We start from the raw sequence: 22,833 nt of genomic DNA on the forward strand, positions 1-22,833 counted from the left end.
CCTGCTGACCGCAGGAAGGCAGGTGCGTTCCAACCTTGTGAGCCTGCTAACAACCCGCGTTCCTTCCATTTTGTACATTTCAATGTGCAAATACTTACAGTTTATGCCTATTGTAATGTGCATTTTAATTTTGCATTTGAAAAATTTCCGAGGAATCGGTTTTAGGTTATTCAGGGTTCAAGGATTATGAGGTAAAAGGTTTTAGTGTTCAGCTTGCTCCGAAGCATTTCGGAGGGTTCAAGGTTCAATCCATATTTTTTTATAGAACGCCGATACTTCGACCTCAATTTTTTATGGAACGCCGATACTTCGGCTTCGCTCAGTACAAGTGACGCGCCCGCCTGCCGGACGGGCAGGGATTTAGCTGATTTTCGCGCCCGCCTGAACGGAACGGGCAGGGATTTTTTTATGGAACGCAGATGCACGCTGATGGGACGGATAATCGCAGATTCACACCAGCTCAGATCAGCGATTATCTGCATTATCCGCGTCATCCGCGTTCTATTATATTGTGAGCTTGCGAACAATCGGTGTCCATCCTATTTATCTGTGGTCAATTCTTGTGAGCTCCGCGAACAAACCCGCGATCCATCAGGTGAGCCTGCGAACCATCCCCGTTCTATCCGGTGAGCTTGTCGAAGTATCCGCGTTCTATTCAGCTGGGTTCTATTTTTTTAAAGCCTTAAGCATTCCTCCCTATTTTTTGAGGGTCAAGCCGGCAATCAAAAACATCCAAAATCAGACCAAATTACGCTATAAGTCTTCATTCATATTTTCTCAACAATTCTTTTGTAGTTTTAAATTTTCCATCTAAAAAATCCTTTTCTGATTGTTTTACCCTGGCTTCAAGTTCTTCAATGGTGAACGCAGTTAGTTCATCAACAGGATTAGTTTCAACTTCATGCTTTAATACCATTTCCAAGTGGGCAATGGTCTTTTCGCTGTTAATTTTCAAAAATTCCTGAATAAATAGTAGTTTTCTGTTCGACAAATCCATAATAGCCTGCATTTTCATTAAAACTACAACATCTCGAAAAAGATTTCAATTCCAAAGCTATATTTTAATTTTATTAAATAGAACGCCGATACTTCGGCTTCGCTTCGTTTTTTTATAGAACGCGGATAACGCGGATCTGGCGGATGAACGCAGATTCACACCAGCTCAGATCCCGCCTTGCGGGACAAGTTCCGCGTTAATCCGTTAAATCTGCGTTATCCGCGTTCTATTGTGTTGTGAGCACCGCGAACAACCTGCGTTCCATCCATGTGAGCTCCGCGAACAATCCATGTTCTATCCTTGTGAGCCTGCGAACAATCAGTGTTCTATTAAACCAAATCATTGGAAATAGCGATACCTGCAATCAAGATATCGATATCATCAACCGATTCCCCTTCAAAAAATAAGATATAATGTCCGTATCAATTAAAACTGGCTTCATTAAAAAAATCTGGTTCTTTTGGATTTTCTCCTATTCTCCAAATTGTTCGTTAGCTCATCAAAAGTCTCCCGATCAAGATCTGTCCAAGCCCCAGCAAATGTCAAAACTTTCATTTTGTTGTTTTCTGTCTCCAAAGATTCCAAAAACCTGGAAAGGTCTTGAAGTTTCTCGGGAGAAAGATTTTCAATCCTTTTTATCAGTCGCTCTTTTAATTGCTTTGTCGTCATGGCTTACCTCCTTTTACCTAATACCCTAAATTATTAATGAAAGTTCGGTTTTCCTAACTTTTTTCTGTTGGTTAAAATTTTAAAGAACGCCAATACTTCGACTTCGCTCAGTTCAGGGGACACAGATTTTTTCCACTTGAAATCATATTGCCCAGCAACCTATCCCAAGCAGAAACCTATACCTCTCGGGGGGTTAAATGGCATTTTCTTAAAGTCTTGTCCTACGGTTGCGCTATTTTAAGTTTTCAAATATTAAGTTCTCATTTCCTATAAATGAAGAAAAAAATTAATGAAACTTAATCGGCTTCGCCGGAATCCCCACTGCCGTACACTTAGCAGGAATATCTTTGGCTACTACTGCACCGGATCCGATAATGGAATACTCTCCCAATTTTACCTGATTATTTATTTTGGTGCCTGTCCCTACATAAACCCCTTCCCCAAACTCCACCTCTCCTGAAATATTTACTGAAGGCATCACGGCTGAATATTTGCCAAGTTTGGTATCATGCCCCACCGTACAGCATAAATTCAAAATTACGTGATCTTCTATGTTAATATTCACTGTCAATATGCATCCTGCACAAATAATTACCCCTTCCCCAATCTTGACACCATCCGATCCAATAATAACCGAAGGATGTATCAATGAGGGATAAAACACCCCTGAATTGGTTACTTTTTCAATGATACTTCTTTTTACCAATGGATTGCCTAAAGAGAAGACAAGCCCAAGCTCTTCCTGCCATTGGTTTAACTCTTTAATGCCGCCTAAAATGGGCAATCCATTTACCAAAGAAGCTTTTGATTCATCGTCATCAAAAAAACCTATCAATTCAAATTGTGGTCTAACCTGATTGATTTGATCAATCAACATCTTTACCTCTCTACCAAAACCTCCCGCCCCAAAAATTGCGATTTTCTTCATAAGCTTTTGACATTAGTTCCTTTAAACTCCGGCATGGTTTCCGTTCCTTCATGGGAAATTCCATCTCTCTTTAAGACCTTAAATATGGTCAAAAATAGAATTTTGATATCCAACCAAAAAGAACGGTTATCCACGTACCAAACATCATATTCAAATTTCCTTTCCCAGGAAATGGCATTCCTGCCATTGACTTGCGCCCAACCGGTAATCCCTGGCTTTACCTCATGCCTTCTTTTTTGAAATGCATTGTACCGAGGCAAGTAGCGCATCAAAAGAGGCCTAGGACCTACCAAACTCATATCCCCTAGCAATACATTCCATAAGGAGGGCAGTTCATCCAAACTTGTTTTTCGGATGAACTTTCCGAATTTTGTCAACCTGAGGTCATCATCAAGTAATTGCCCTTGATCGTCCTTTTCATTGGTCATACTCCTGAATTTCAAAAAACGGAATGGTTTCCCATCTAAACCCGGCCTCTCCTGAACAAAGACAATAGGCCATCCATGGAAAATGGCGACCAATATTGAAATGATTAAAAGAAAGGGTGATAAAATTATCAAGGCAAGCAACACCATGAAAAAATCAAATAATCTTTTAGCCATAGTTTACCTCCTGAAATAGCTTATGCAGTTTTCCTGCCAAAACCTGTCTATCAAAATCTCTTTCTGCCAGATTCCTTGCATTTTGCCCCATTTGGAATCGTTGCTCTTTATTCTTATAAAGCCCAATTAAAGCTTCTCCAAACTTTTGAGAATCACCAGGAGGTACTGCTACTCCACATTCATTTGTTTGGATCATATCCTTCACCCATCCGGGATAATTATTCAAAACAGGTAAACCCGATGAAATGTAGTCAAAAAACTTATTAGGAGACGTGCCATAATAAAACGCCGGAACATTAGCCAAAAGCATAAGACCTACATCCGAGGCATGCATATACTGAATCAATTTTTCTTTGGGTACTGGATTAAGAAATATACAGTTACTCAATCCTCGTTCCTCCGCAGATCTCATCAAATCATCTTTTCTTATCCCATCCCCTATAAACACCAACTTTATTTTTTCAAAATAAGGAGTCGTTTTTAGATAGTCAGCTGCATCTAGAGCCGCTTCCAAACCATTGGCAAAACCATGTGCGCCAGTAAATGTGGCAACAAAATGAAAATTATCTAAACCTGGAAAAATGCTTTTGGATTCCTTGCCTGGTTTAAATAATTCCAGGTCACAACTATTAGGAATCAGTTCAACAGCTTTTATTTTTTTCAAACGGGAGTTGATCCCTTTTACTATCCCAGGAGAAAGGCCCACACAGGCATCAGCTGCTTTGTAAGAAAAATATTCCAACCATGACATCAACTGTAGCACAATAGGATTCTTTATCACCCCCATTGCTTTGGGCAATTCAGGCCAGAGATCCCTAACTTCAAATACAAATTTTTTTTGAGGTCTGAAAATTTTGGCAACTATTCCGGGAATTCCCGCTGTAAGAGGAGTGGACGTGGCAAAGATCAAATCATATTTTTCAGTAAAAACCAAAAATGTACTCTTGGCCGAATATCGTAAAAAAACCAAAGCCCTTTGAACAAAATTCATTCTGTTGGAATATTGAAGATTAAACTCAATTAAATTAATCCCCATGTATTGACCTTTCCTCACTCCATTTTTATATGCTCCATCTAGAACAGAGCCGCTCATATCCATCAGGGTGTACACCATCGTCACTTCATGACCTTTTTCGACCAGGTGTTTTGCCATTTCAAATGAACGTGTTCCAGCAGAGCCTTTCGGAGTGCTAAAATATTGATGGAAATATAAAATCCGCATTACTTGTAATTCAAAATTGTCTTTATTGATTTACCTTTTGTCAAAAAACTTTTCACCTGACAGTTTTCCTCTTTTCCATAATAAACACTATAGTTTTGAAGAGAATCTTTCGATTGCAAAGCATCTGACTGAAAATTGAGTGTTGCACCAATAGGATAATGCCAAAGTTGTTTCAATTGCATATCCCCTTTTTTACCTTCAAAAGTATCCCAAACTTCAATGGCCTTGGACTCTGGGTCCCACATTACCTTTCTACAAACTTTATTGCTTTTGTCCAATTGATTAAAAGCCTTTACGATTGCCTCAATTTCAAAAACACCCTTATCTTTTGCCACTTTGACATCATTTACCTGAGTCCAAAAAAACCAAATAAACCGCCCCCCTTTAAACATTTGATTTTGATCTCCAATCATTAGGGTATTATGAGAAGCTGTTCCTGAATAATAATTTTGTTTTTCCTGAGTTGTGTTGTATTCAAACGAACCTCCATCTAGTAATAAATTTTGGCCCTTATACCAAAAATCCAGGTGTAAGTTATCCGCTTGGGAAGGCCTATCTTTATGATTTCCGCAGCGTAACATCAGTAGTGCATCTTCATTCCGACAAATGATATAACCTCCTTTATCAAAATGGGAAAATTCTTTTCGCACCAACTCAAGGTCCAATTTTAATTTGGTTTCCTTAAACCATTCCCCTTCTTCCTGAGCACTTTCATTTTCATAAAGATGATTCCCTGAAAGACTTTGGAATAAAGCATTTAACGAAGGCGAGAAATCCCTATAGGAACATTCACTCATGGGGAAAAACAAAGCACCATCATTGGCACCATAATTCGGTAAGTACCCATGTTCCTCCACCTGGGCTTGGTAGAGAAACTCCAAACTTCTTTTAGACCTCTCATAAACCACATTTGAAAAAGTCTCCTCTGCAGCGTGGGTACTTCTTATGGCCAAGTTCAGTAATTGGACGACGACCCTATGGTAATTCATACTGAACTGCAAATACGTACCATCCGCATAAATCTGATAAGCTATTTCTTCTTCAAACCACTGCTTTCCCTTTGATTTCCATTTCCCTTGAGGATCAAAATCAGGAAACCATAAGGCCCCCAAATAAATAAAAAGCGTCTCCGTAATCGCATGATTATTTCTTACTGCAATTCTTGAAAAAGAAATATTATCGCAAACATGTTTCCATTGCCAATACAAAGCATGGTAGACTTTTCCAATAAAATCTGCCTCTAACCTTATATCATCTTTATAATACCAAAGAAAAAAACACCAATTGATACATCTTAAAGAAATCTCCTGACTGCACTTATAATTTGGACCTTGATTGATTGGATTATGATCCAAAAAAGAATGTATTTGATCTTTTATAAACTGAAACGAATCTTTTCCTCTGTGAAAATCAATCCTAATCAACTCATAAATCCAGGAAAACCGTGCTCTCTCCCAGACATATTTAATGTCTCCAGCATTGGCATCAAAATCATTGATCAGAGACCAATGAAGATCAGCGTTATACCTATACCCTGTTTTAGGATGCGTCAACCAAGCCTCTGAATCGACCTTCATCCAAAAGCTTGAAAAGAAAGGCCATTCACTTGATTGGTATCTTTCATAATTATCTTCTTTTAAAGGTGATTTTTTATCAGGCTTTTTCCAAGGAGCTTTATCAACAAAAGTCTTGAAGGTTCCTTCAATGTCCTCAGATTGAAACAATGGAGGATTCAAGGGAAATTTAGCTTTGTGTATGCCCAATTTTGTTTGGACGATGTATAAAGTCCTAAATAGGATATACCTCATACCCATATTGGAAATAAAATTGGCCAAAAGCCTGATTTTGAAAAAAAATGATTTCAAAAGAAAGAATATTTTATAAAAAAGCCTTCAACCATACTTTTAATCCACATCTATCCAAGTACCTTCTTTAAGGCTCTTAATTGCAGCAAAAGAAGCCTTAGATGTATTGATCAGACTCTCCATGGGGATAACTGCTTTTCCTCCTTCCTTGATGGTTTTGACGATTTCATGAAACTGGGCTTTGTGTCCTTTATCCATTTTGGTCTTGAGACTAGAAAAACCTTTAAAACCAAAACCTTCTGTTTTTCTAAAGTTATCCATCACCAACGTCCTTTCCTGACTATATACTTCCACCCTTTCTTTAGAATAGGCTTTTGAACCATTGGAAAAATAATTGATGACACCCGTGCTACCATTTTCATACTTTAACAAAATAGAAGCGTTATCTGTGTTTTCCTGGGAGTGCACCCCCATGGCATTCATACAAACCTTTATCACTTTGCTGCCCGTCAAAAAGCTGATCAAGTCAATGTAATGACAGGCCTCTCCTATGATTCTTCCACCTCCAATTTTCATATCATGAACCCAAACATTGGCTGGAATAAAGCCAGCGTTCATCGTAGCTATAACGTTCATAGGTGATGAGCCCAATAATTGTTTCATCTTCTGTATATGGGGAGAAAATCTTCGGTTAAAGCCAACAGTTAAGGATAGGTTTTTTTCCTGATAGGCTTGAATAATCTCTTCCAATTCTGCTTCATTCAATGCAAGGGGTTTTTCTACGAAAACATGCTTCCCTGCCTTCAGACTTTCAACAACCATTTTGGCATGAAGATCATGTCGTGTAGTGATCATCACCAAATCTACATCCGCATCTTTAAGTATTGCTTTATAATCTGTGGTACTATGTGAAAACCCATGCTTTTTCGCTAAGGCTGTACCTGACAATCCTCCTTGACTGGCGATATATTTAAAAATTGCTCCGGAATCTTTCATCGCTGGAAGCATAGTCATTTTGGTAAAATTGCCTGCACCTATTACACCAACCACTCCTTTAGATCCTGAAACGGTGATCTCTTTTAATGTAATGGAATGAACAGGTCCCTCTGTTTTCTCAGGATACCTTAGGATAGATGCTATGGACTGACACGCACCTATATTTCCGTATATTTTTTGAAAATCCTCTAAGGCCACTACTTCTGTTACCAAATCCTTAACGTTCAATCTCCCGGCAGAAATAGATTGCAGGATGGTTTCAAAATTCCTTTTTTCAGTCCATCTGACAAAGGCTAAGGGGTAATCTATTCCTTGTTGCTCATATTTTTCATCATATCTACCTGGACCATACGAACAGGAAACCTGGAAAGTCAATTCTTTCTCATAAAATTCTGCCCGACTTAGATTCAGTCCAATTACACCAACCAAAATAATTCTTCCTCTTTTCCTGCACATTCTGGCAGCCTGAGAGATAATTTCATCTGATTTGGCGGATGCTGTTATGATGACTCCATCTGTGCCTACTCCTTCAGTAAGACCTTCCACAAACTTCACCACATCTCCCATTTTAGGATGAAAAGGAATTACTCCCCATTTTTTTGATAATTCCAATTTAGCCTCATCCAAATCAACACCTATTACCCTACATCCATTGGCTATTAATAGCTGCGCGGTAATCATACCGATCAGGCCCATTCCTACCACCACGATCGTTTCCCCCAAAGTAGGATTCAATAGTCTTATTCCTTGAAGACCGATACTGCCAATTACTGTAAATGTTGCTTCTTCATCCGTAATATTTTCAGGAATATGAGCTACTAAATTTTTTGGAACTGATACATATTCTGCGTGGCCACCATTAGAGGCAACCCTGTCTCCTATTTGGAATTCACTGACTCCCTCTCCTACAGCAATCACTTTCCCAACATTACAATACCCTAGAGGAAGTGGTTGTCCCAATTTATTAAAAACAGCCTCTAAAGTAGGCATCAAGCCTTCGGTACTAATCTTATCAAGTACCTGCTTGACCTTATCTGGCTGCTGACGGGCTTTTTGGATCAAGTTCGCTTTTCCAAACTCCACCAACATCCTTTCTGTACCCAAGGACACCAAGGACCTGGTGGTCTGAATCAACACACAACCTTTACTAACAATTGGTGCCGGTACTTCTTCTAATATTGTTTCTCCTGTTTTAAAGGATTGGATGATTTGTTTCATGAAGTAATTATTTCCAAATATTTTTTAGTTCTATCCAGATAATTATCAAAGTTTTTTAATTGATCAAAACCATCTTTCACCAAATGACTGTGGAGATTCTCATTACTAGATAAGTCTACAATCTTTCTGGCTATATCTTCCGGGTTTAATGGATCAAAAAATATGGCTGAACTTCCGCAAATCCCTCTTGCAAAAGGCAAATCACTGGTTAATATTGGTTTCCCCATTCTCATGGCCTCTGGATAAGTTGCTGTAAAACACTCCAGTAAAGTGGGAATGAATACAGCATTTACCTGATTGTAGAGATGGGGACATTGCTCAATTCTAACTTGACCAACATTAACAATAGCTTCGGATATTAAATAATCCGGTAAATCTTTCAGTGTAACAATAAATCTAAACTTCAGATCAGCATCAATTTCCTGAAGCGCTTTCAATACCTGGGGAATAATTTTTAAATTTTTATGGGGATAATTCGCAGAAAGCGTCAATAAGGAAATTCCTTTGAAAGGTGGTAGGTTGATAGTTTCATCCCAATTTTCGGGATGATCAAAAACCTGATTGTAATAATTCGAAACAGTAAAAATCTCTTTTTTTGAAAAAATCTTACCAAGTCTAAGACTAACGTCTTTATTCTCCGAAATTAATATATCAGCGTTTTTTTGAAAATCCCTAAGGTGTAATACTTCTTTAAACTTCAGAAAAAACTTTGATTTTATACTCATACCATAGAAAAAAGGAGAGTCTCTATAAATATACTGGGGTTTAGCAAAGCCAACGATATGCTTACTTTTTGGGCGCCAGTAGGTAGGACCAAAAAGAGAAAATACAACAGTAGGTTTGAATCCTTGTTCCAATACATTTAAAAAATCATCTTTCCCAAGTAAAACAGACTTTAATGTTATTTTCTTTTGGTATTTATGAAACTGGAATCTCTTAGAATCAAAAGAGTTTAGAATGATCTGATCATACAGAACTTCTGACAGCACCACACAAAACTCATGTTTCTTTTCATCCTTCAAACCATATAAAAAAGAGTGTGCAACTTGAAGCCCACCACCAATCTTAAGATTGCTGAAATTCAACAATATTTTCATTAAAAAACCTTATTAAATTTTACAAATAAATATAGCGGGCCAAATACATTAAAAATTGTTGCAGCAATTATATTCATATTCTGAAGAGGGAATAATCCAAGCCAAATCACTAAAACCAAAAAAGCATACTTTTCACCTATTGTGTTTGATAATAATAAAGACTTTTCTGCCTTTATGAGAAGTACAGAAAATAACACTGAGATAATAGGTGCTCCAATCAGACCAAAATACAAATATCCTTGTCCTAAAGTTGGTAAAATCATACTATTCATTTCATCATGGCCAAAAATTTTGTTAAAATGTACTGTAGTCTGATTATTACTTGGAGGAAATACCTGTCTTATGAAAAGAATAGATCCTATAATTTCATTAAAAAATGTTTCAATGTTTATTCTATTTTGAATCTTCGGTTTTAGTTCTATGGCATTTGCAATTAAATTCTGACCTCCAAAATAGGATTGTAGGTAATCCACCGATGTTTGCTGATCTGAATATTCAGAAATACTACTTCTAAAGGCTACCAAATCACCGTCCTTAAACATTTGAAAAGCTGATAAAGAAAGGGTGGCAATTATGGTGACGGAAACTATAGAAACAAAAATTGTTTTATTAAGAAGCTTTAAATACAATAGCAATCCTATTGAGGCAATTCCGTTGACAACTACAGTTGTTCTGCTCTCACTCCAAAAAATAGAAACTTGCAGAATGATAATAAAGATAATTAGTAGATCCTTGACTTTTTGACCAATTATCAAATTCTTAAATTGATTAATTACTACTAAAAGGAATAGACACTGCAAGGACGCCTCTGTAAATAAAAAACCTATACCAGCAATGGCACTAAGATTTGATTCTCCAAAACCCGAAGCAATCAAAAAATTTGTTCTTTCTCGAATTGCAGGAAATATCAAGAAAGATATTACTCCTATCATCATTACAACAATAAGCCCTCTAACCTTGAGATTTTTAAAATAAATCTCTTGGCTCATTATGTTTTTATATTTGATTAGTTTCTTTATAGAGAAATGAAAGACAATAAAAAAACAAATCATTTCATACAACATTAGCAAAATAGATTCCCTGTTGGCAAACTCACTAATTAACCCAGCTCTAGAGTGATCATAAATTCCATATAAAGAAGAATAAGCAGGTGAAATTAGATATCTGAAAAAAAGGATAGCATTAAAAATAGCAATTCCAAAAAAATTAAGAGCCCCATATAGCATGTTAGTTTTGTAAAATAAAACTGTGTAAAACAATGGAATAAGCCACATGAAAAATGTACCGTTACTTGAATTTTCGAAACTAAAATAAAAGGTAACCGTTGTACCGAAACTGTTAATCAGTAAAATCATGAATTTCAAAAATTTAAAATTCAATTTTTCACCAAACAATGCTTTTCTTTCAACTGAATGCTGTATTACCATCATTAAATATTAAAAAATCTATGGATCATTAATGTGATGAAGAATATGATAGAGGATGATAATCACCTTCAAAATTTTTGACGGGCATTTTTCTTATTTCATGCACTATTTGAATTGCATTCTTAGTCTCCGCTATCCTAAAGCCTTTTCCTTCAATAATATCTCTATAGGAATGGGTATGTAAATCTGTAAATCCCTCACTGAACTCAAGCTCTTCTCCTTCAATCTGAATGGAACGATAAGTCCTCTTTCCTTGTTTTTTAGCATTTTCAGGCAGATAATCTTCATTGATACTAAGAAACCATCTGACCCGTGCTTTTTCCAACTCCATAAAACCACCTGCTCTATCTGCCTCATGTACATGAACCACTTGCGTTTTAAGATCTCCGAATATCCAAGTCAGCATATCGAAAAAATGAACGCCTATATTGGTTGCAATTCCACCTGATTTTGTCACATCCCCTTTCCAGGACATATAATACCAATTGCCTCTAGATGTCAGATAAGTTAAATCTACGTCATAAATTTTATCTTTGGGACCATTAAGTACCTTATTGCGCAATGCAATAATGGCAGGATGAAGCCTGAGTTGCAAAATTGAATACACTGCTCTTCCTGTTTCTTTTTCAATTTCTTCCAAGGCATCAACATTCCAGGGATTAAGAACTATGGGTTTTTCGCATATTACATCACAGTCAGACCTTAACCCAAACCTAATATGACTATCATGCAAATAATTGGGAGAACAAACACTGATATAATCCAACTTATCTCCCTTTCTTCTTAATTTATCAACGTGGCGATCAAATCTTTCAAACTCCACAAAAAATGATGCATTTGGAAAATAACTATCCATTATCCCCACTCCATCATACGGGTCAAAAGCTGCTATGAGTTCATTTTCGGTTTCTTTGATTGCTTTCATGTGTCTGGGCGCGATATAACCCGCTGCTCCGATCAGGGCAAATTTTTTCATGTTATTCAAAAAAGGATAAAATTGTTTCTGCAATGTAATTCAATTGATTTTCACTTAACTCAGTGTGCATAGGAAGTGAAAGTACGCAACCTGACAAGTAATTTGATATGGGAAATTTTTCATCCTTATTAAACTCATCCATATACGCCTTTTGTCGGTGAAGGGGAACTGGATAATATACCATAGAGGGAATGCCTTTTTCCGTCAAATACTGCCTGAGTTTATTTCTATCTACATCCTCAGCTAATTGTAAAGTGTATTGATGAAAAACATGGGTTGAATTCGAAACTCTAATGGGAGTTTTTACTTTTTTACAACTGGAAAAAGCTTTATCATAAAATAGAGCGGCCTTTTGACGCGACCCGTTGTAAGTATCTAAATATGGTAGTTTTGCGTTTAAAATAGCCGCTTGTATAGCATCTAACCTACTATTTACTCCTATGATATCATGGTGATACTGGATAGATTGGCCATGATTGGCTATCATTCTGAGCTTTTTTGCCAGGATTTCATCATCTGTATACATTGCTCCTCCATCACCATAACAACCTAGATTCTTAGAGGGGAAAAAAGATGTACAGCCTATATCCCCCATACACCCGGCTTTTTTAACTGTTCCATCCGAAAAAGTAAATTCAGCACCCATAGCCTGAGCTGTATCTTCAATTACATATAAGTTGTGTTTTTTTGCAATTTCCAAAATGGCCTCCATGTCAGCACATTGACCGAACAAATGTATGGGGACAATAGCACGGGTTTTGGGTGTTATTGCCGCTTCGATCTCATCAGGCCTGATCAAAAAACTATCCCTATCCACATCAACCAAGACTGGTTTTAATCCTAAAAGTGCAATGACCTCAGCTGTTGCCACATATGTGAATGATGCAGTAATGACTTCATCTCCCGGCTTTAGATCTAACGCCATCATGGCAATTTGTAAGGCATCAGTTCCATTGCCACAGGGAATCACATGCCTGACGTTTAAATACTTTTCTAACCCTAATTGAAACTCCTGTACAGCGGGTCCTTTTATGAAAGAAGTTGTATCAATAACTTTTTGGATACCTTCGTCTATTTCATTTTTAATTTTCAAATATTGACTTTTCAAGTCAACCATTTTAATTTCCATACAACAACTTTTTAACTTGATTTTCTTTCAATTCATACCATTCACCGCTTTCAGGACATTGGGCTTTTCCGAATTCATTAAAATCCAAACGATGTCCAAATTCACTCATCCAGCCTATCTGCCTTGCCGGATTCCCCACGACCAAAGCATAATCAGGAACTTCTTTGGTAACAACAGCACCAGCACCAATAAAGGCATATTGACCAATATTATGCCCACATACTATGGTGGCATTTGCTCCAATACTCGCCCCTCTTCCTACATGGGTTTTCAAATATTGTCCTCTTCTATTTATGGCTGATCTCGGATTGATTACATTAGTAAAAACCATACTGGGACCTAAAAACACATCATCATCGCATGTTACACCCGTGTAAATACTGACATTGTTTTGAACTTTGACATTATCTCCCAAAATAACTTCTGGACTAACTACAACATTTTGCCCTATATTACAATGCTTCCCAATTTTACAATTGGGCATGATATGAGAAAAATGCCAAATCTTTGTCCCCTCTTGGATTTCACAGCCTTCATCTATCACAGCTGTTTCATGTGCATAATAGTTAGTCATTATATTATATAGTTTTCAATATGGCATCTATGATATCCTTACCTGTTCTTCCAGAACCAAAGTAACTGTGAAAAGGACCAAATGGCTCATTTTTTAAAATAATTTCATGGAAAGTTGTTTCTGGGTCAAGTAAGGTATTGCAGTTATTATGCAAGGTTTCCACCCACTCTGTTTGATTTCTTAGGGTAAAGCATTGCTTTTTTGCAAAAAAAGCTTCTTTCTGAAGGCCTCCAGAATCTGTAATTACCCTTTCACAGCTCCTTAATAAATACAACATTTCAAAATAACCAACTGGCTCTACACACATTATCGAAGATGGAATTCGTAAACCAAAACTTTTAATAACATCTCTAGTTCGGGGATGTACAGGAAAAATTATTGGGGTATTCAATTTATTTAAGTTTTCAAAAATTGAATCCAATGTTTGCTTGGATGTTGTGTTTTCTGCTCTATGTAATGTTAAAAGACTAAATTTGTTTAAAGAATTAAGGTTAAAATCACTTTGCTTGTCGACCTGTATGAATTTTAATGGTTTATTCTCCAGCATACCGTTGTAATAATTAAAGCTATCAAGCATAATATCGCCCACATTAAAGACATTATTAATTATAGATTCATTTTTCAGATTGTTAATTGCTGTATCGGTTGGACAAAATAAAAAGTCTGCTAAATGATCTGTCAATATCCGGTTTTGTTCTTCTGGCATTTTTTTCCAAAAGCTTCGGAGTCCTGCCTCTACATGAGCAATTGGAATATGTAGTTTTGAAGCAGCAAGTGCCCCCGCCAAGGTAGAGTTTGTATCACCATATACCAATACTAAATCTGGTTTTTGGTTTATCATCAACTCCTCTAATTTAATAAGTATCTTCCCGGTCATTGCACCATGACTTTTTTCATTTATTGATAAAAAAAAGTCTGGCCTTGGAATATCCATGTCTTCAAAAAAAATATCAGACATGTTTTGGTCGTAATGTTGACCAGTGTGGACCAGTACTTCTCTTACTTGATTTTTATAGACATCTCTAACAAGTCTACTAATGACAGCCGCTTTTATGAATTGAGGCCTTGCCCCTATAACAGTAAACAGTTTAATCATTACTCATTTGTTTATTCAAAAATTGAAAAAGATTTTTCATTTTAACTTCATTCGAAAGATACGTTGAGGCATGTTGTCTCATATTAAATCTAATAGAATTATCTGCTTTCATTTTTATTGCAAAATTTATCACACCTAAGATGTCAAACTCTTTATCATTCGGCTCAACACTATGTATAAAATCACACTCATTTGAAATATCTATATCCCTTGTACTCCAAAAGAAGGGAAGTCCCCTACAAACATATTCTCTTGCCTTCAGCGTGGAACTTTCGTTAAGTCCTATCCGATGAAGTCCCAAACTTCCTACTCCTATATCTGCCCAATCAAATAGCTTATTTAATTCATTCTTTGTCTTAAAACCGCAAAATTCAAAAATATCTTCAAGCTGGTATTTTAAGACTAAATTTTTATTAAAAGACATTTCCGCGGAATTCCCAACTACTTTTACTTTAAGGTTAAAGCCTTTTTCACTAATTGCTTCTTTGTATTTTGCTATACTCGTAATTAAACGAAATAAACCATGGGTTTTAAAACCAGATCCAACAAAAAGAATATTTATCCTTTTAACATCATCATTTGAAGGGCTCCTAAGAGGATAAGCATTAATGTTTATAGGATTTCCAATGGAAATACTAGGTTTAAATTGACGTCCATTTATTCTTGTTTGAAAATTTGATATCTCTTCAGTAACACCTACAAATCCCGAAATATGATTTCTCACTGCTTTCCCCCAAATCAATTCAAAAAAATTTCTAAGGTAGTTACCATTAAACTTGCCTTTCAAAAATGTATTCTCAATTTCTTGATGCTCGGTGATAATCTTGTACTCAGAAATATTTTTTAAAAACTTAAGAAATAAAAAATCCGCATTCGGATAACGAAAGTAGATAACAGTGTCTTTTGGAGAGTATTTCTGCAATTCTTTTTCAATCATAGAAAACTTTTCTCTCCTTCTCTTAAATGGATTTTTCTTAATTGTGTTTACTAGGGAATAAATGTTTTCCCTTGCGTGTATTTCCTTATTAAGTGCATCATTTGGGGCGTCGGTCGAAACCAAATAAAGGTATGTTTGTGGATGGATTTTAACCAAAGCATCAAACTGACCCATTATTTTTTGTTCTACTCCACCAAAATGATTTCCTACGAAAGCAAAATATAAAATGGAAAATTCAGACATAGCTTGCTTTATATGCATTTACAAATCTTCTGAAAATAACGGAAGTAATTATATAACTCACAAAACCAATAAGTATATGAGCATATTTAGCTCCCTCTATTTCATAAACAGCTATTAAGTAAAACAGGATTGGAAAAGAAATTAATAAGGAGACAAAAGAGGAACGGAAGTTTAAATTAAATTTCCCCATGCCCATCAAAGCAGTTCCCTTAATGATATTCATACTTCTCAAAGCCCAACCGACGGATAAGAGATAAAAGAAGATAATTGAATCGTTGTACTTGTCATTAAACATTATTGGCAATAAAAAAGATACTGTTATTACACCTCCAGTGACTACCAGGACAATAAGTATATGATTTAGTAGGTTATACTTTTTATAGGTAAGATACCATTCATCAAACTTTAAAGATTTAGCAGAAAAAAAAGGCAAAGCGATTTGCTGTATGCTGGACGGAAAAAGCTGATAAATTGACACTAAGGTAAGCGCAAACATATAAAACCCTACTACAGCCCTATCCGCAACAAAGTAGTTGATCAAATATACATCCACTGTTGTGAGAAAAGCGCCAGTGACATTAGCGGCTAAAGCAAAAGAAGCAAGCTTCCACATATCCAAAAAATGAGAGGAATTAAACCAAACCGATATTCTTTTAAGGATATTTTCCTCAATTTGAAATTCAAAAATTAAAAGTCCAAGAATTCCTGTGCAAACCACAGCCCAAACATAGCCTTGTAAACCATATTTCCAAGTGGATAATATGATTATCACTACTGAAATCACTTTGATCAATGATTGAAAAAATGCCATTTTTTTAATCTCCCTTATAGCCTGAAAATAAGATATGTAAACCGCTTGAAGCGTTAAGGGGAGAAGAAAAATCGCATAATATGGAAATACTTCCTGAATCCCAATATCTTTTGACAAAAACCCGAGGTTGTTGAGCGCCAGCATCAAAAAATAAAAAATAAAAAAAGATGCGAAAGCAATAAATAAGGCAATGTTAAAGTATTGAATCCTAAAATGCTCACTGATTTTATCCGATGCAAGCTTGACAAGTGAAACATTGAAACCCAAACCGCCTAAGATTGAAGCAAATCCTAGGTATGTCTGCATGATCTTAATCCTACCAATATCTGTAGGTTCTAAAAAGCCTGCCACAAAAAGCTGGGAGGCAAATCCTGCTAAAAAAATTAGTCCATTGGCAGTAAACAAATGAAAAAGCCCCTTGCTGGCAACATTTTTTACTTCGTTTAATGTAGCTTCGAGCTTTTGATTCATTTAGTCAAAAAGTAGTGCTATAGATCTTACCAACGAAAGACAAAGCATTTTTTCAAATATGTTCCCTTTGGAATAAAGCTCATCGATGTCTTTAAATAGCTTATTAGGCAGAAAAGTGCTCCTTTCTTCCAATTCATTTTTCACACCATCAATCAGTGATTTAAATCTTCCATTGGTAGAATACCAATAATCCAATGGAATGTAAGTGTTATTTGAGTTTGTAAATTGCCTAACGACCTTGTTATAAACCTTGGCCCCGAATATTTTGAATTGGTTTTTGGTAGGCGGGATGCCATAATGCCAAGGGTACTTCGCTAAGTCAGGATGATTGGTATTTAACCAATCAATCGTCAATCGGGCATTGTACCTCAATTTGGGGCTTATGCTGTAAGCCAATGACGCGAAATTGGCTTCCATATAAGGATAAGTTGTATGAGCAAATGGCTGCATCATCCAATTTCCATTATGTATGGCATTAAAACCTCTGTTGTAGGTAACAAACATCTCATCGGTGGGGTAATTTTTAAAAATATTGTCTAGGATTTCCCCTGGTATCCTGTCAAACAACCTAGCTGATACCGCATAGCGCTTATCTAATCTTGGCTCGGTATGATTTTCTTGGAACAAATAGCCACCTTTACTGCTTTCTGCCAATCCACCATGGTGAGCTAATCCAAAAGAGTCAAAGTTTATTTTTTTAGAAATATTGTAGGTTTGAGCTGCCCCAAAATAATAAACACTGCAGTTGTTCAAAATTAATGGCGTATCAACATCAAGGAGATAGCTCCCCCCATTCTGCAGCAGAACCATGTGCTCTATTTTCAAATCTTCACAGATACGTCTTGCCACAGTTTCATCATCCGTATAACCTTGAGAAAAAGTCAAGGCCGTAATATCTCTAAAACCATATTTATGGCCTAACATAAGCGTCAGTCTGGAATCAAGTCCACCGCTTAAGGTAGAAAGATGGCTTTTCCCTTGCCTGATATCAAAGGAATAGGCATGGTCAAGGCTATCTTTAAACAATAAGTCCAATTGATGGATTAAATCTTTATTCAATTGATGATGTTTAACATCTTCATAAAAGCTGTGGTATTGAGCAATTTCAACATGGTTATTTTTTACCGAAATGCATTTTCCTGCTGTAAGTTTTTTGACACCATCGATTAAAGTAAAGTCTTCCAGCAGGTATCCCATGGATAGCAGCATATAAGCTGCAGGCTCAAATAGCTGATAAGATTTTCCAAATTTTTTCAGCATTTCTTTTATCCAAAAAATAGATGATGAAAAAAGAAAAAAATCATCATGATCGTAATAAAAAATCTGCTTGGACCCAACAGGGTCATTTGCGAGAAATACTGATTCCGCATTGGCACCAAAACTAAAATAGGAAAAAGTACCAGATACTTTTTTAAAATTCTTTTCAAATGAACCCAATTCATTGGCAAACCCAAATTCACCATTGGTCAAAGCACCTGATACACCAAACACTTCATTGTTTTCAGAAGAAATGAAAGATGTTTTTACGGGGTTGTTGTTATCATAGAGTGCAAACTTCAGTCTTCCTCTCTCCAAGCAATCCTTTTTGCCATAGTGCCTATTTAACTCCTCCGGAAAAAAAACTTCTAAAAGGAAATGTTTAGAATTTTGATTTTTTATAAAAACTCCTGTGAAGCCACTCATTTTTCTAATTCATATTGCGTGACCCAATTTTTTTTAATGGTATCCCAAGAAACTATTTCGAAAACTATTTCTCTATTCCGCTTTGCATTGCTTTTGTGGAAATCCAAGTTTGAAAGAACATCCCCCAAGGCTTCGGGTAAATCAGTAGGGCTTTCAATCCAGATGGCATATATGCCTTTATCAATCAATAAGTCATAGGGTAGCCATTTGCCAATAATTGCCACGGAACCTGCAGCTAAATGCTCAAGCATACTTGCTGAAAATTGATCCCTGGTTTGAATATGTATAAAAATATCAGTAGCAAGCCTTAATTTTTTTAAGTCTTCCAGATTTAAATATTCTTCCAAAATCCTTACGTCAAGTGTGGAATCTTTAATTTTTGTTTTAAGTGTAGCGATTGATTCTGCTTTTCCCGTGCCATAAGTCATGGGGAAAACTATCTTAAAACCAGTAAGCTTTCTTTCATGCTGTTTGATTGCTTCCCAAATCTGTTCATGTTGTACAATTTTAGCGCCGTTGTATCCGCCGGTAATCACTTTTTTGTTAAACCCCAAGTTTTCATTAGCCATAGAGTAATTCCAGTTATCAAGGAAATACTTAAAATCCTTAAAGGAATTCATGAGAGGAAACAATATGCCACTTGATTTAGAACTGGGATTTATTTGATAGTATTGGAAAATTTTCTTTAAAAAAACAGGGTTAGTCGTAAAAATGCCATCAGCCAGATCAATGGTTTTTTTATTGCACAAATGATGAACCATTCCAACTTGGTTAAAATCTGATCCAAAAAATGATAAATACAACTTGTTTGTTTTTTTTCTCAATATTCCACTGATTAAGGCAAGATACCAATGGTGATAATGTATATGAATAATATCATATTGGTCTAATGATTTGGAAATTCCAATTAAGTTAGAAAAAGAAAAGAGTATGCCTACTTTTCGGAGCTTAGTAAGCTTACCTTTGATATATTCATTAGAAATCACTCTGCTGAAAAGTGTGTGATGCAACTTCCAATCAGAATCCGATAAAGGAGAAATGATAAAACAATCAAGCTCTAAGTCATATTCCTTCTTCAATTGCTTCAAAGTTGGAGCAACAAAGGTTTTTATCAAATGGGATTCAGAAACGATTAATATTTTTTTCTTAGCCATTAAAAAATTTCGCCAATAAATTTGCTTCTCCTATATCCTTCCATGATTTTTCACTGACAGGGAACACCCCTACCCGACCCTCACGTTGGATTATTTTGTTGATCAGATCAGTTATATGAAAAAACTCATTCTGAGGCACCTCCTCAATTAAATGCGGTTCTAATACATACATCCCACTGTTGATTTTAAAAGTAAGTTCAGGCTTTTCTGTTAACGCAAGTAATTGCCCTTTTTCTCCGGTTTCTAAGGTACCATACGCAATTGGAAAATGCTTCAAAGCAGCAACAAGGGTAATTTCGTTGTTATTTTCCTGGTGATATTTTAAAATGTTACTATAATCTTCTTCGATGATTATATCACAGTTACTGACAAAAAATGTTTCGGTGATTTTCCCCTTCAACAAATGTAGACTTCCGGCAGTACCTAGTGGTTTATCCTCCACAAAGCATTCTGTTTTAAATGGCAGTTTTAAAGAATTTAAATAAAAATCAATGAGCTCTGCCTTGTAATTGACTGATACATAAAACTGATTACATCCATGCCTGTAAAAACGTGAGAAAATTTCTTCCAGCATCGTTTTATCTCCAATCGGAATCAGAGGCTTTGGTAACACGTTTGTAAGAGGTTTCAATCTTGTACCAAAACCTCCCGCCATCACTACTACTGGAAGGTTGAATGACTCTTGAACTTGATTCCTTTCACCAAATATATCCTCCCAAAAATGAATATCTACCAAATCACCCTTATTATCCAAAACGGGACACATCTCCATTCTATACTGAATCATTAAGTCTCTTATCTCACTAAATGATAAATTTTGATTAGCATAGCGAATATTTTTTCTTAAAACAGTATGTACTGGTGTATCTAAATTTTGATTATTTATGATGGCTCTCTGAATATCACCAATACTTAGGAGTCCCTCAAATTTACCTCTATCTAAAACCAAAAGAAGCTTTTTATCGAGTGCATCCATTTTTTTTAATGCCTCTAAAAGTGATGAAGTGGTATCAATATACCTATTCTTTAGATCCATTGCCTTCTTTTCTAATTACTGGATTTCCAAAATAAACCCCTTCAAAATTTATATTTTTAACAACGACACTGCCTGCCCCTATGGTAACTTTTGAACAAATACTTGTATTTTGTTTGATAACCGTGTTGGCTCCAATAAAAGAACTATTTCCAACCGTAACATTTCCACATAATACTGAGCCTGGAGCAATATGAACGTAATCACCAATTTTACATTCATGCTCAATTACTGAATTGGTATTGATAATTGAGCCTTTCCCTATTTTCGATTGTGCATTTATTGATACTTTTTTTCCAATATAAGTAGAAACACTTATTAAAGCTGTATTTGAAACATTAGCACTTGGATCTATCAAAACAAACTGCTTTAAATTTAGCACTTCAAAAAAGTGAATTAACTTAGCTCTTATATTATTTTCTCCTACAGCCGGAAAAACTAAACTATCTTTCACAATTGATTTTACATCGACACTTTTTTCAAAACCTAAATAAGGCAAGTTGTATGGATTAAATTCGGTTTCCTTCAAATCAAAATATCCAGCTATATGAAACCCAGCATCCAAAAGTGACTCTATAATCACATATGCATGTCCTGAGTAACCAAAAAGAAAAACTGACTTAGGATCTGACACTGCTCGGAATATTTACAATTCGTTCTTCTAAAAACTCTGAATTTTTTTGTGAATCGCGATAACAATGTTGGTACATCGGTAAGCGATACATCAATTGCCATATAGGTCGGGTCATGGTTTTGGCTTCGTTGGTGGCCGTCAAAAAAGCATTGCGTTCCTCAATGTTCTCCAACTCTACACACATCAACCAATAATTCGCTTGGGTATCCTCCAATTCTGTTCTAAACTTGATGTTTTGTCCAGTAAAAAAGGCAGCATAGTCTTGTGCTAATGCACGCTTATTGGCTAGAAAGCTATCCAACTGCTCCAACTGCGCACAAACCAAAGCTGCATTCAAATTGGGCATTCTAAAATTGTAACCTACCTGATCATGCACATATTCATACGGATGAGGTACTTTAGCCGTTGTAGTGAGGTGCTTTCCTAATTTACCAAGTTCCTCGTTTTGGGTAACAATCATACCTCCTCCTCCACAAGTCACAATTTTATTACCATTAAAAGAAAAGACACCCAACTTCCCAAATGAACCTGTATGCTTTCCTTTATAATAACTTCCTAAAGATTCTGCCGCGTCCTCTATAATCGGTATGTTCCATTCGGCACAAACAGTCATCAATTCATCCAAATGCACCGGAAAACCAAAGGTGTGCATGGGAACACAAGCAGCAATTCTTTTTCCTGTTTTTTTATTAAAAGTGCCCGACTCCCTTCTTTCCCCAAACTCTTCCAAAAATTCCGAAACTGCTTTCGGCGAAAGACCCATGGTATCATAATCTACATCCAAAAAAACTGGTTCTGCCACGTTGTAATGAATAGCATTCGCGGTGGCCACAAAAGTAAGCGCCTGAGTAATCACCTCATCTCCCCTTTGTACACCTGCCATTTGAAGCGCTATCTGAAGACCTGCTGTACCATTGACCACGGCAACAGCTTTTGTTGTTTGGCTGATTTCAGCCATCATTTTTTCAGATAAACCCACATAAGCGCCTACAGAAGAAACAAAGGTAGAATCCAAGGTATCCATCACATACTTCCGCTCGTTTCCATTAAAAACTGGAGCGTGTAGAGGTATGAAATCCTTGGAATTGAATTTATCCTGAATAAACTGAATTGTTTCTTTATAGCCCATTA

General features: G+C 36.2%; 20 protein-coding genes. All 20 read right to left on the reverse strand.

Annotated elements, in window-relative coordinates; all coding sequences use genetic code 11:
• Positions 1 to 763: 763 nt before the first annotated feature.
• The 20 genes from B879_RS13655 to B879_RS13750 all read right to left on the reverse strand — a co-directional run bounded on the left by B879_RS13655 (position 764) and on the right by B879_RS13750 (position 22,831).
• The gene (locus B879_RS13655; protein ID WP_040400715.1) at positions 764 to 997 is read right to left on the reverse strand and encodes a hypothetical protein; all 234 of its coding nucleotides are present in this window, start codon (positions 995 to 997) and stop codon (positions 764 to 766) included.
• A 441-nt stretch (positions 998 to 1,438) separates the two neighbouring features.
• A complete protein-coding gene (locus tag B879_RS13660; RefSeq protein WP_009185779.1) occupies positions 1,439 to 1,666 on the reverse strand; it encodes a hypothetical protein in 228 nt (75 codons plus the stop codon).
• 286 nt (positions 1,667 to 1,952) lie between these two features.
• Entirely contained in the window at positions 1,953 to 2,594 is a 642-nt protein-coding gene (locus B879_RS13665) for an acetyltransferase (RefSeq protein WP_009185780.1), read from the reverse strand.
• Positions 2,591 to 3,196: a sugar transferase gene (locus tag B879_RS13670; protein ID WP_009185781.1), complete on the reverse strand. Its 606-nt coding sequence runs from the start codon at positions 3,194 to 3,196 to the stop codon at positions 2,591 to 2,593. The genes B879_RS13665 and B879_RS13670 overlap by 4 nt, the downstream gene beginning before the upstream one ends.
• Positions 3,189 to 4,418, reverse strand: a complete 1,230-nt coding sequence (locus B879_RS13675; RefSeq protein WP_009185782.1) for a glycosyltransferase family 4 protein — start codon at positions 4,416 to 4,418, stop codon at positions 3,189 to 3,191. The genes B879_RS13670 and B879_RS13675 overlap by 8 nt, the downstream gene beginning before the upstream one ends.
• On the reverse strand, positions 4,418 to 6,283 hold the full coding sequence (locus B879_RS13680) for a heparinase II/III family protein (protein WP_009185783.1): 1,866 nt from the start codon (positions 6,281 to 6,283) through the stop codon (positions 4,418 to 4,420). The genes B879_RS13675 and B879_RS13680 overlap by 1 nt, the downstream gene beginning before the upstream one ends.
• A gap of 39 nt (positions 6,284 to 6,322) precedes the next feature.
• The gene (locus B879_RS13685; protein ID WP_009185784.1) at positions 6,323 to 8,437 is read right to left on the reverse strand and encodes a bi-domain-containing oxidoreductase; all 2,115 of its coding nucleotides are present in this window, start codon (positions 8,435 to 8,437) and stop codon (positions 6,323 to 6,325) included.
• Positions 8,434 to 9,534, reverse strand: coding sequence for a glycosyltransferase (locus tag B879_RS13690; protein WP_009185785.1), 1,101 nt, complete (start codon positions 9,532 to 9,534; stop codon positions 8,434 to 8,436). Before B879_RS13690 ends, B879_RS13685 begins: the two co-directional genes overlap by 4 nt.
• Positions 9,534 to 10,964, reverse strand: a complete 1,431-nt coding sequence (locus tag B879_RS13695) for a hypothetical protein (RefSeq protein ID WP_009185786.1) — start codon at positions 10,962 to 10,964, stop codon at positions 9,534 to 9,536. The genes B879_RS13690 and B879_RS13695 overlap by 1 nt, the downstream gene beginning before the upstream one ends.
• Before the next feature lie 25 nt (positions 10,965 to 10,989).
• Positions 10,990 to 11,937 (reverse strand): Gfo/Idh/MocA family oxidoreductase, encoded by a 948-nt coding sequence (locus B879_RS13700; RefSeq protein ID WP_009185787.1) that lies wholly within the window; start codon positions 11,935 to 11,937, stop codon positions 10,990 to 10,992.
• Position 11,938: 1 nt separating this feature from the next.
• Positions 11,939 to 13,066: a DegT/DnrJ/EryC1/StrS family aminotransferase gene (locus B879_RS13705; RefSeq protein WP_009185788.1), complete on the reverse strand. Its 1,128-nt coding sequence runs from the start codon at positions 13,064 to 13,066 to the stop codon at positions 11,939 to 11,941.
• Positions 13,056 to 13,640: an acyltransferase gene (locus B879_RS13710; protein ID WP_009185789.1), complete on the reverse strand. Its 585-nt coding sequence runs from the start codon at positions 13,638 to 13,640 to the stop codon at positions 13,056 to 13,058. The genes B879_RS13705 and B879_RS13710 overlap by 11 nt, the downstream gene beginning before the upstream one ends.
• A 4-nt stretch (positions 13,641 to 13,644) precedes the next feature.
• Entirely contained in the window at positions 13,645 to 14,736 is a 1,092-nt protein-coding gene (gene wecB / locus B879_RS13715) for a non-hydrolyzing UDP-N-acetylglucosamine 2-epimerase (protein ID WP_009185790.1), read from the reverse strand.
• The gene (locus B879_RS13720; protein WP_157231625.1) at positions 14,729 to 15,934 is read right to left on the reverse strand and encodes a glycosyltransferase; all 1,206 of its coding nucleotides are present in this window, start codon (positions 15,932 to 15,934) and stop codon (positions 14,729 to 14,731) included. Before B879_RS13720 ends, wecB begins: the two co-directional genes overlap by 8 nt.
• The gene (locus tag B879_RS13725) at positions 15,909 to 17,198 is read right to left on the reverse strand and encodes an oligosaccharide flippase family protein (protein WP_009185792.1); all 1,290 of its coding nucleotides are present in this window, start codon (positions 17,196 to 17,198) and stop codon (positions 15,909 to 15,911) included. Before B879_RS13725 ends, B879_RS13720 begins: the two co-directional genes overlap by 26 nt.
• Entirely contained in the window at positions 17,199 to 18,773 is a 1,575-nt protein-coding gene (locus B879_RS13730; protein WP_157231626.1) for an asparagine synthase (glutamine-hydrolyzing), read from the reverse strand.
• Positions 18,774 to 18,877: 104 nt separating this feature from the next.
• A complete protein-coding gene (locus B879_RS13735) occupies positions 18,878 to 20,035 on the reverse strand; it encodes a glycosyltransferase (RefSeq protein ID WP_009185794.1) in 1,158 nt (385 codons plus the stop codon).
• Positions 20,028 to 21,071 (reverse strand): nucleotidyltransferase family protein, encoded by a 1,044-nt coding sequence (locus B879_RS13740; protein ID WP_009185795.1) that lies wholly within the window; start codon positions 21,069 to 21,071, stop codon positions 20,028 to 20,030. The genes B879_RS13735 and B879_RS13740 overlap by 8 nt, the downstream gene beginning before the upstream one ends.
• A complete protein-coding gene (locus B879_RS13745; protein WP_009185796.1) occupies positions 21,055 to 21,702 on the reverse strand; it encodes an acetyltransferase in 648 nt (215 codons plus the stop codon). The genes B879_RS13740 and B879_RS13745 overlap by 17 nt, the downstream gene beginning before the upstream one ends.
• The gene (locus B879_RS13750) at positions 21,689 to 22,831 is read right to left on the reverse strand and encodes a LegC family aminotransferase (RefSeq protein ID WP_009185797.1); all 1,143 of its coding nucleotides are present in this window, start codon (positions 22,829 to 22,831) and stop codon (positions 21,689 to 21,691) included. The genes B879_RS13745 and B879_RS13750 overlap by 14 nt, the downstream gene beginning before the upstream one ends.
• Positions 22,832 to 22,833 lie beyond the last annotated feature (2 nt).

It is taken from the genome of Cecembia lonarensis LW9, assembly GCF_000298295.1.
Lineage (GTDB): Bacteria > Bacteroidota > Bacteroidia > Cytophagales > Cyclobacteriaceae > Cecembia > Cecembia lonarensis.

Excerpts from the sequence above, each read along its gene's own strand:
- B879_RS13655 (WP_040400715.1), bottom strand. The coding sequence starts at position 997 with ATGGATTTGTCGAACAGAAAACTACTATTTATTCAGGAATTTTTGAAA.
- B879_RS13660 (WP_009185779.1), bottom strand. The coding sequence starts at position 1,666 with ATGACGACAAAGCAATTAAAAGAGCGACTGATAAAAAGGATTGAAAAT.
- B879_RS13665 (WP_009185780.1), bottom strand. The coding sequence starts at position 2,594 with ATGAAGAAAATCGCAATTTTTGGGGCGGGAGGTTTTGGTAGAGAGGTA.
- B879_RS13670 (WP_009185781.1), bottom strand. The coding sequence starts at position 3,196 with ATGGCTAAAAGATTATTTGATTTTTTCATGGTGTTGCTTGCCTTGATA.
- B879_RS13675 (WP_009185782.1), bottom strand. The coding sequence starts at position 4,418 with ATGCGGATTTTATATTTCCATCAATATTTTAGCACTCCGAAAGGCTCT.
- B879_RS13685 (WP_009185784.1), bottom strand. The coding sequence starts at position 8,437 with ATGAAACAAATCATCCAATCCTTTAAAACAGGAGAAACAATATTAGAA.
- B879_RS13690 (WP_009185785.1), bottom strand. The coding sequence starts at position 9,534 with ATGAAAATATTGTTGAATTTCAGCAATCTTAAGATTGGTGGTGGGCTT.
- B879_RS13695 (WP_009185786.1), bottom strand. The coding sequence starts at position 10,964 with ATGATGGTAATACAGCATTCAGTTGAAAGAAAAGCATTGTTTGGTGAA.
- B879_RS13700 (WP_009185787.1), bottom strand. The coding sequence starts at position 11,937 with ATGAAAAAATTTGCCCTGATCGGAGCAGCGGGTTATATCGCGCCCAGA.
- B879_RS13705 (WP_009185788.1), bottom strand. The coding sequence starts at position 13,066 with ATGGAAATTAAAATGGTTGACTTGAAAAGTCAATATTTGAAAATTAAA.
- B879_RS13710 (WP_009185789.1), bottom strand. The coding sequence starts at position 13,640 with ATGACTAACTATTATGCACATGAAACAGCTGTGATAGATGAAGGCTGT.
- wecB (WP_009185790.1), bottom strand. The coding sequence starts at position 14,736 with ATGATTAAACTGTTTACTGTTATAGGGGCAAGGCCTCAATTCATAAAA.
- B879_RS13720 (WP_157231625.1), bottom strand. The coding sequence starts at position 15,934 with ATGCATATAAAGCAAGCTATGTCTGAATTTTCCATTTTATATTTTGCT.
- B879_RS13725 (WP_009185792.1), bottom strand. The coding sequence starts at position 17,198 with ATGAATCAAAAGCTCGAAGCTACATTAAACGAAGTAAAAAATGTTGCC.
- B879_RS13735 (WP_009185794.1), bottom strand. The coding sequence starts at position 20,035 with ATGGCTAAGAAAAAAATATTAATCGTTTCTGAATCCCATTTGATAAAA.
- B879_RS13740 (WP_009185795.1), bottom strand. The coding sequence starts at position 21,071 with ATGGATCTAAAGAATAGGTATATTGATACCACTTCATCACTTTTAGAG.
- B879_RS13750 (WP_009185797.1), bottom strand. The coding sequence starts at position 22,831 with ATGGGCTATAAAGAAACAATTCAGTTTATTCAGGATAAATTCAATTCC.